Annotated in this window: 5 protein-coding genes; 4 read left to right on the forward strand and 1 reads right to left on the reverse strand. The window is 58.2% G+C overall.

Going from position 1 to position 7705, the window contains the following annotated elements; all coding sequences use genetic code 11:
* Positions 1–369: 369 nt before the first annotated feature.
* On the reverse strand, positions 370–1719 hold the full coding sequence (locus tag H5U08_RS06260) for a Gfo/Idh/MocA family oxidoreductase (RefSeq protein WP_297031341.1): 1350 nt from the start codon (positions 1717–1719) through the stop codon (positions 370–372).
* Between the two features lie 662 nt (positions 1720–2381).
* Here H5U08_RS06260 and folE point away from each other — a divergent pair.
* The 4 genes from folE to H5U08_RS06280 all read left to right on the forward strand — a co-directional run bounded on the left by folE (position 2382) and on the right by H5U08_RS06280 (position 7628).
* Entirely contained in the window at positions 2382–3053 is a 672-nt protein-coding gene (gene folE / locus H5U08_RS06265; RefSeq protein ID WP_297031343.1) for a GTP cyclohydrolase I FolE, read from the forward strand.
* 26 nt (positions 3054–3079) lie between these two features.
* A complete protein-coding gene (locus H5U08_RS06270) occupies positions 3080–6277 on the forward strand; it encodes an anaerobic glycerol-3-phosphate dehydrogenase subunit C (RefSeq protein ID WP_297031345.1) in 3198 nt (1065 codons plus the stop codon).
* 39 nt (positions 6278–6316) lie between these two features.
* The gene (locus H5U08_RS06275) at positions 6317–6781 is read left to right on the forward strand and encodes a YkgJ family cysteine cluster protein (protein WP_297031347.1); all 465 of its coding nucleotides are present in this window, start codon (positions 6317–6319) and stop codon (positions 6779–6781) included.
* A gap of 517 nt (positions 6782–7298) precedes the next feature.
* A complete protein-coding gene (locus H5U08_RS06280) occupies positions 7299–7628 on the forward strand; it encodes an HU family DNA-binding protein (protein ID WP_297031349.1) in 330 nt (109 codons plus the stop codon).
* Positions 7629–7705 lie beyond the last annotated feature (77 nt).

Consider the following 7705-nt stretch of genomic DNA (forward strand, 5'->3'; position numbering starts at 1 on the left):
CAGACCACTCATCATTTCCCTGGGCAGAAACGTAAAAGGTGACCTGGCCCGATGGTGCTGCCTCCCCCGCTGAAACTGCCCGTGGCGGAGAAAGCCAACCAGCAATCAGAGAACTCAAGATCGCACATCCGACAAGAAAACCTTTCCTTTCAGTAAGGGAGCGCAACATCCGGTCACCTCTGTTCTTTTCGCGGAGTCATGGACAGGAAAGCGTTACACACTGCTCCATCCGCGGCGCCCAGACCACGTGATAGAGAGATCAAGCGCACGGCGGTAATGTTCGGTGCTGGTCAGCTCTCCCTCAACGGGGAGAGCAAGGAAACCATCGCATGCCCGTGTAAATGGGGGGACATAATCAACGGGGCGTCATCAAACCGTGTTGGGATCGGGGTGCTGCCATGGGGCCCGGTAGGTGCGCGCCAGCCGTTGGTTGACAGCTTCGTCGCCGACCGCCTGGAGCTTTTCCGGATCCCAGGTGATGTCGCGCCCAAGTTCCAGGGAGACATTGGCGAGGATGCAGCAAGCGGAGGAAATGAAACCCTGTTCGATATCGGCCACCGGGCGGCTCCGGGAATCCACGGCGTCCAGGAAGTTTCGAATGTGCCTGCGGATCGCGGGCGCCACGTGACGTTCGAGGTCCTTTTCCGTCCGGTCCTCGGGGTATTGATCCAGTTCGTACTGCACGTCCTGATGCACGGGCTCCCCCTGCCCTTCCGGGATGAAGTCGTAGCGGAACACGCTCGCATGAAGAGTACCTTTGTCCCCGTAGAGGGTCGCACCCCATGGATAATCCGGATTCGGAGCCTTACCCCATGTCCGGTGTTGCCATACGACCGTTACGTCGCCAAAGTCGAAGACGGCCGTCTGCGTGTCCGGGACGTTGGCCATGCTGTCTTTATCCACGAGAATGCCACCCGCCGAAGAAATACGTTTCGGCCAGCCGAGATCGAGCATCCAGCGGACCATGTCCAGCATATGGATGCACATATCCCCGATGATTCCATTGCTGAATTCTTTGAAGGAACGCCATCCGCGGGGATGAATGACGGGATTATAGGGGCGGTAGGGTGCGGGACCACACCAGAAATCCCAATCCAGGTACTCCGGCGGAGGTTGGTCGGGAACGCGTCCCCGCCGTCTCATGTGGTAATAACAATAAATCTCCACATGACCGATCTTGCCGAGTTTGCCTTCTTTGATAAAACGATCCCGCGCTTCAATGAGGTGCGGGGTGCTGCGCCGCTGTGTGTTGACCTGCACCACGCGGTTGTATTTCCTCGCGGCGGCCACCATGGCGGCTCCTTCAATGACGTCCACGCTGATCGGTTTTTCCACATAGACGTCCGCCCCCGCTTTCATGGCCTCAATGGCGGCCAGCGCGTGCCAGTGATCGGGCGTGGACACCTGGACGATGTCGAATTCGTTTTCCGCCAACATCTTGCGGAAATCACGATATGTCTGCGGCTTTTTGCCGGATTTCTGTCGTTCCGCCACAATCTGCGCCGCTTCCTCCAGCATTCGGCCATCCACGTCCGCCAGGGCCACAACTTCGCACGGTTCTACCTGGAGGAAGCGGAGGAGGACGCTCTTGCCATACCAGCCGCATCCAATCAGGCCAATTCGGCGAGGTTTTGTTCGGGTCAAGCCCACGGCATAACCGGGCATTGTCGATAGTGTCAGACCTGCCGCTCCCATTTTCAGAAAATCGCGTCTGCGCATGACGTGCCTCCTCGTTGTCTGAAAAGTCCGGTTGATAAAATCTGGCTGATGTCGCGACATGAAAGCTGAGTTTACCTTATCCGAAAGATTTTGCACCGCGCTTGTCACTCAGGTGCAAAATGTCGAAATCGCTTCCGACGACCTGCTTCCCTCGCGAACCTCCGTGGTCGCGAACCGCACAATTGCCGTGAGCGATGCTTCTCACATCGCTCGCCCCGGCTTGCGGTAGGATACCGGTCGTGGCGGGTCTTGTCCAGTATCGGCCCTTTTTGGTCGTTTTGCTTTCCCACACACAGGGCCCGACGTCGGTCTCTACAGAGTTCCCCAGAAGCGCGGTATGATGGTGCCCGGGGCGACCAATCGCGGAAATTGCGAATTGTTAGCTGATCGAGAGGGTAATGCGTGTGAGAGGGCTCGGCCGTGCTCTTCGCAAAAGATAAGCTGTCCAGAACCTTTCCGGAAGATATCATTATTAATCTGAGATAGTTGGAAGAGAGCTCGCGCTCCTACGGTAATGGCATGTGAGGACTTCGGCCGCCAGCACATGGCATGCCCGGGCGACGTTGCTCCCGATGTGATGCCCTGAGCCCAAGCAAAACTCTGTGTTGTCACGGTTTTCGGAAACGAAGCACACGGTGCCATATGATTGAGGGTGATCACCGATGAACCGAGAAGTTGACCATATTCAGGCAGGCCCATCGTCGCGGGAGGTCCAGGAGGCCAGTACGCAGCAGGCGAGAGAAAAACAATTGGCGACTCAGGAATATCAGGTGGATTTGCCTCGCATCGAGCGGGCTGTGCGAGAGATCCTTTTGGCTGTAGGTGAAGACCCGGATCGGGAAGGTCTACGGGAGACGCCGGCTCGCGTTGCCCGCATGTATGCTGAACTGTTCCGGGGGTTGCGACTGGATCCGCGTCGGCATCTCAAGAAAGTTTTCACTGAGAAATACGACGAAATTGTCGTGGTCAAGGACATCAGTTTCGAGAGCGTCTGCGAGCATCATTTGATGCCTTTTATGGGCAAAGCGCATATTGCCTACCTGCCGGGAGGAAAAGTGGTCGGCCTGAGCAAACTGGCGCGGGTGGTGGAAGATGTTTCTCGGCGGCCGCAGGTCCAGGAGCGTATGACGGAACTCATTGCCGACCTGCTGATCGAGGAGCTTGACGCGAAAGGAGTGGCGGTTGTTGTGGAAGCCATTCACACCTGCATGACGGTGCGGGGAATTCGTAAGCCAGGAGCCGTCTGTGTGACGTCGGCCTTACGGGGGGCATTTCGCACCAATCCTTCCACCAGAGCGGAGGTGATGACGCTGATCTATAATGGCCGTCAGTGACGGTTCGCTTCTCGGGTGGTCATGGCATGGCGATCGATACCTGGGAGCAACAACGGGTCCGCGTTTATGAGGACCTTTCCGGTTTAGTGAAAGGACGGGTCCTGGCGGAGCCTGTGCTGCTTGAATTGTTTGCTCGGGATGCCAGTATCTTTCATATTCGCCCCCTCGTGGTGGTTCGGCCTCGATCCACAGCCGATGTGTCGGCGTGTCTCCAGTACTGTACCGAACACCGCATCCCGGTCCACGCGCGGGGCGCAGGCACAGGGATGGCGGGGGAGTGCCTGGGGCCCGGCGTCGTGCTTGACTTTTCTGCGTACATGCGGCGGCTGATCTCTGTTGAGGAGCGCGGCCAATTCGTTCGCGTCCAACCCGGCATTGTGTTTGAGCGCGTGCAGCGCCACCTCAAAAGCTTGGGCAGGAAAGTGGCGCCAGAGCCGTTCAATTCAGAGGTGACCACGCTAGGCGGCGCGATCGCCCGGGGATCCTGGACGAGCCGGTCCCTCAAATACGGTCTGCTGGGTGACTACGTACGTGAAATGACCGTGTGTCTTGCCGACGGCACCCGCGTCCATTTTGGCCAGGAATCTCTCGCAGAGCATGCGGCGTCGCCGACGTTGGCCCCCAAAAGTCGCCTCGTGCTCCAGGTCGCCCAGTTACTTCGTAACTACGAGGAGAACCGCACAAAACCAGGACGACCGAAACTCCGCTCCGGGTACCGATTAGACGGCGTTCTTGGAGACGGCAAACTCAACATGCCGAAGCTGCTGGCCGGATCGGAGGGGACTCTGGCGGTGATCGTGGAGGCAACACTGGAGACCCTCCCCGCGCTGCCCGGCAGGGCGGTGGGACTTTTGCTTTTTGACAAACTGGAGCCCGCGTTCGATGCTGCGCTTGAAATATTGAGCTTTCGCCCGGTGGCGTGCGATCTGATGGACCGCCGTCACCTGGGCCTTGCTCGCGAGGCAGAGTCCTGGTTTGAACACCTGATTCCGGAGAGTGCCGAAGCGGCGGTCCTCATCGAAATTGAGGGGCGGGATGTCGAGGAGGCCCGTCAGGAACTTCAAGGCTTGATTGAAAACCTGCGGACGCGAAAGCGATTGGAGTTTTCCACGCGGATAACAACGGACGAGTCAGAAATCAATTTTCTGTGGAAGCTGGCAAGAATTCCCCAACCGATTCCCCATCTTGAATCACGGAAATCGTGGCCGTTGCCGGTAGCAGACGACGTGACCGTTCCACCCGAGCAGCTCGGCGCCTGCGTCTTCGCCCTGCAACACCTCCTCAACAAGCTGGAAGTCTCTGCCGCCGTGTATTGTCAGGTCAGTCAGGGACAGATTTATCTCCAACCGTTTCTTCGGGAGTCGGAACTGGGTGATCCTCAGCGCATACGCCAGGTCTGCGAGGCTGTCTACGACCATGTCCTCAACTGTGGTGGGGGGCTGGGTCTGGGCCGGGGATGCGGGCTGAGTCGCAGTGCCTATCTGGCTCGACAATGGGGACCGGAATACGCGCTCCTTGTGGAGCTCAAAAAAATATTCGATCCCCTGGGGCTTTTGAATCCCGGAAAAATTGTCGCCGATTCCAGCACCAGGGAGTGGTGGCGCTGTGTGAGCCATCACGTGGGGGCCGATTGGACTGCTCCCACTGTTGCGGTGACGAATTCTGCGGGCCTGGGAGACTCGCTCGACTATGTAACTACGCGTGACTCTGGGGCGACTGTGGAAAGGAATTCGGCGTGTTGGCCCCCCACCGACACAGCTTCCCAGAACCAGCAGTCTGGAGCCACAAACGGACGGACGGCATTAGATCGCGGGGATTTGGTGGAAGGTGAGGAGACGGATCCTTCTCTCGAAGGCAACAGGGCGGATGAGCGTTTGCCGGATATCCTCGTTTCCCAACTGGATTGGCACCCCCAGGCGGTTGCATCCGTAGTGTCTCAATGTACTGCGTGCGGTTATTGCCGGACCCAGGAATCCGGACTGCGGATGTGCCCGCTCTTTCGCGCCCAGCCCTTTGAAGAGGCATCCCCTCGAGCCAAGGTGACTCTGGTCCGGGCCATTTTAACGGGAGACTTGCCGCTCGAGACCGTCACCGAAGACACCTTTCGCGCGATTGCCGACCTGTGTGTACACTGCCACATGTGCCGTGTGGAGTGTCCCGCCCAGGTGGATGTGCCGCACCTCATGCTGGAAGCCAAAACGGCGAATACTGCTGCCCATGGTCTTCCTTTCTCGGACTGGCTACTCAATCGGGTGGAGACATTAGCGACATGGGGGGCCCGCGTGGCACCCTTTGTCAATTGGGCCTTGCAAAATAGGCAATGTCGGTGGCTCCTGGAAAAGGTTGCCGGTATTGACCACGCACGCAAATTGCCCCGTCTGCAAAAAACGAGCTTTCTCCGGATTGCCGCGAGACGTCGGCTTCACCGACCGGTGCGCGATCCCGGAGCCAAAGTGGCCTACTTTGTCGATGTGTTCGCAACCTGGTTCGATCATCGCCTGGCTGAGGCTTTGATTGCGGTGTTTGAGCACAACGGAATCAGGGTTTACGTGCCTCTCGACCAGAGAACTGCCGGCACAGCGGCGCTCACATCAGGAGATGCCGATTACGCCAGGCGTGTGGCACGTCGCAACCTGGCTGTATTGGCAGAAGCTGTTCGTCAGGGGTACGACGTGGTGACTGCGGAGCCGGCGGCGGCCCTCAGCCTCACTCAGGAATATCCCCAGGTTCTCGATGACGAGGACGCGAAGCTCGTCGCCGCGCACACGTTTGACGCCTGCGATTATTTGTACCGACTCTATGAAGCAGGGAAGTTGCGGTTAGACTTCCGGGAACTGCCGCTGAGATTGATGTATCACTGGCCCTGTCGCCTTCGGGCGCTCGGTGTTGGACAGCCTGGACGTCAACTTCTCGAACTGGTCCCTGGACTTCACATAGCGAAGGGACCGGACGGATGTTCAGGGATGGCCGGGACGTACGGTCTCAAACACGTCCACTATCGCACCAGCCTCCGGGTCGGATGGCCGCTTGTCAACGCAATGCGGGATCCCCAAGTGGATGCTGGAGTCACAGAATGCAGCACCTGCCGGATCCAGATGGAGCAAGCCACGGCCAAGCCCACACTTCACCCGCTGAAGATTTTGGCGGTGGCCTATGGCCTCTGGCCGGGCGGAGTGGATGCGTTGCTCCGACCGAGCCAGGAGCGCACATTGGCGGAAAATTAGACCGCAAAATTTTCGCACGTTTTTTGGGGACCTGAAAGGATGAAAAGGACCAGCACGCAAGCCAGACGGACTTCCAAACTCCGGACTCCCTCCGAACCGTGGTACGCGGCCGGATTGCGCTTTGAATGCACGGGGTGTGGTTATTGTTGTTCGGGGCAGCCAGGTTATGTGTACGTGACGGAGGAAGAAATTCGGGCACTGGCCGATCGGTTGAAGATGGAAGTGGAGGAATTCGAGGCCCAGTTCGTTCGCGAGCTACCCGGCGGAGAGAAAAGTCTTGTGGAGCGGCCGAACGGGGACTGTGTTTTCCTGGACCTCTATAGCCGACAATGTCTGGTGTACGAAGTGCGTCCACGGCAGTGCCGATCTTTTCCGTTCTGGCCTTCTCAATTGCGGAGCGAACGGGATTGGGAGAAAGTGTGCCGAACCTGTCCCGGTTGTGGACGGGGACGGCTCCACACGCGAGAGGAGATCGAGCGATTAGCCGGGCTCATCGACATTTGAAACCGACATTCTCCCGATGCGTGTTGCGGTAAGCCAGGCAATTGTGGTGCCTTGCGGCACCTGCGTGGACCTCTGAGCGCCAGCCGGAGCCGTTCGTGTTCTGGTGGCCAGACTCTCGGGGAAGTGCCTTGGCGGATCTGGTCCTCCTTTTCTGAGGGTTATTGACGCGATTGACGTATCCAGGTTGGCGGGGCGGAACACCGGTCGCGCGGAATTTTCAATCTGGTTAGAGTTTTCCGAAGTTTGCGCCGATATTGGTTGTGAGCAGAGAAGCAGCAAGCACGCTCCGTGCAGCTTCGGACTTTGCGCCAGGCGAGTTGGTGCCTCGGAGCCGAGAGAGCCTTCCGCAGGGCGGCTGCGAGATCGTCAAAGCGTGTTCAAGGAACGGCTTCGGATTGGTTCCGCGAGAATCGGGGACTTGACACTAGTTTCGCTCTGGCCTAATGTTACAACTGGCTGGTAGCAACACGGAACAGTGTCGAATCGATTCGGCCGGAGCTGATCGGAGGAGCCAATTGTGACCAAGCGAGATATCGTGCGGCAGATTGCGGAGGAACTCGGACTCCCCCAGTCGCAGACGCGAGAGGTTGTTCAGCGGACGTTCGACGCCATCATCGATATCCTGACCACTGAACACAAAATTGAGCTCAGGAATTTCGGGGTTTTCAAAATAAAGCTGCGGAAATCGCGGCGGGCGATGAACCCCAAGAAAAAAACGGAGATCAGGGTCCCAGAGAAATTTGTGGTCCGTTTTAAACCCGGCAAGGAGTTGCGGAAGCGACTCGAGGCGATGTCGAAAAAGCTCAAATCCGGGGGCAAGGATAGTGCTCCGAAGAGCCCGGCCTGACCTCACGGTGTCGCTCTGGTGCACACCTCAGCATCAGCCCGGACTTGAGCAGTAGGATAGCCAGGATCGGCAGCATC

The organism is Thermogutta sp., assembly GCF_014359955.1.
Lineage (GTDB): Bacteria > Planctomycetota > Planctomycetia > Pirellulales > Thermoguttaceae > Thermogutta.